Genomic DNA, 1,426 nt, shown 5'->3' with positions numbered 1-1,426 from the left:
TCCCCGTTATGTTCTTCGCGGTCCTGCAAGAGGGCCGCTGGCCTCCGGGCCCGGCATGACTGTGTCCCCCTGTCGAACGGATGACCTGGGGGGTGGTGTCACCGGGCCCGGGAGGTGCCGTCGGAGACGCTGATGAGAGGTCCGGCCACCACCCGGTCCGGCGCAATGCCGGACAGCTCGCGGGCGGCAGGTCTGCATAACGTGGATGCGCGCGTACGACACCACTGCCGAGGCCGGCACGAATCAACTCTCCTGGAAGGGCGCGATGTTCGACACCGAAGACGTGGGCGTGTTCCTCGGCCTGGACGTCGGCAAGAGCTCTCATCACGGGCACGGGCTGACTCCGGCCGGGAAGAAGGTCTTCGACAAGCAGCTGCCCAACAGCGAGCCGAAACTACGGGCCGCGTTCGACAAACTGGCCGCGAAGTTCGGCACCGTCCTGGTGATCGTGGACCAGCCCGCTTCCATCGGCGCCCTGCCGCTGGCCGTCGCCCGGGACGCGGGCTGCAAGGTCGCCTACCTGCCCGGCCTGGCGATGCGGCGGATCGCCGACCTGTATCCGGGCGAGGCCAAGACCGATGCGAAGGACGCTGCGGTGATCGCGGATGCGGCCCGCACCATGCCGCACACTCTGCGATCCCTCGAACTGACCGACGAGATCACCGCCGAACTCACGGTCCTCGTCGGCTTCGACCAGGACCTCGCGGCCGAGGCCACCCGCGCTTCCAACCGGATACGCGGCCTGCTCACCCAGTTTCATCCCAGCCTCGAACGCGTTCTGGGTCCCCGTCTGGACCATCAGGCCGTGACCTGGCTGCTGGAGCGCTACGGCTCCCCCGCCGCACTGCGCAAAGCCGGCCGCCGCAGGCTCGTCGAGCTGATCCGGCCCAAGGCCCCGCGCATGGCCCAGCGGCTGATCGACGATGTCTTCGAGGCGTTGGACGAGCAGACCGTCGTGGTCCCTGGGACCGGCACCCTCGACATCGTCGTGCCCTCCCTGGCCCGCTCGCTCGCCGCTGTCCACGAACAGCGCCGGGCCCTGGAAGCCCAGATCAACGTCCTGCTGGAGGCCCACCCTCTTTCCCCGGTCCTGACGTCGATGCCCGGCGTCGGCGTCAGGACCGCCGCCGTCCTGCTGGTCACCGTCGGCGACGGCACCAGCTTCCCGAGCGCCGCCCACCTGGCCTCCTACGCCGGACTCGCCCCGACCACGAAGTCGTCGGGGACCTCAATCCACGGCGAACACGCACCCCGAGGCGGAAACCGCCAGCTCAAACGCGCGATGTTCCTCTCCGCCTTCGCCTGCATGAACGCCGATCCCGCCTCCCGCGCCTACTACGACAAGCAACGCGCCCGCGGCAAAACCCACACCCAGGCCCTCCTCCGCCTCGCCCGCCAACGCATCAACGTCCTGTTCGCCATGCTC

General features: G+C 69.2%; 1 protein-coding gene. It reads left to right on the top strand.

From position 1 onward, the window contains the following. Positions 1-265: 265 nt before the first annotated feature. A partial coding sequence (locus P1P75_RS41520) for an IS110 family transposase (RefSeq protein ID WP_319265224.1) occupies positions 266-1,426 on the top strand: 1,161 nt, incomplete at its 3' end.

It is taken from the genome of Streptomyces sp. ID05-39B (genome assembly GCF_033794725.1).
GTDB classification, from domain to species: Bacteria; Actinomycetota; Actinomycetes; order Streptomycetales; family Streptomycetaceae; genus Streptomyces; species Streptomyces bobili.
The sequence above is the reverse complement of the archived record's forward strand: the minus strand, read 5'-3'. Positions and strand labels throughout refer to the sequence as shown.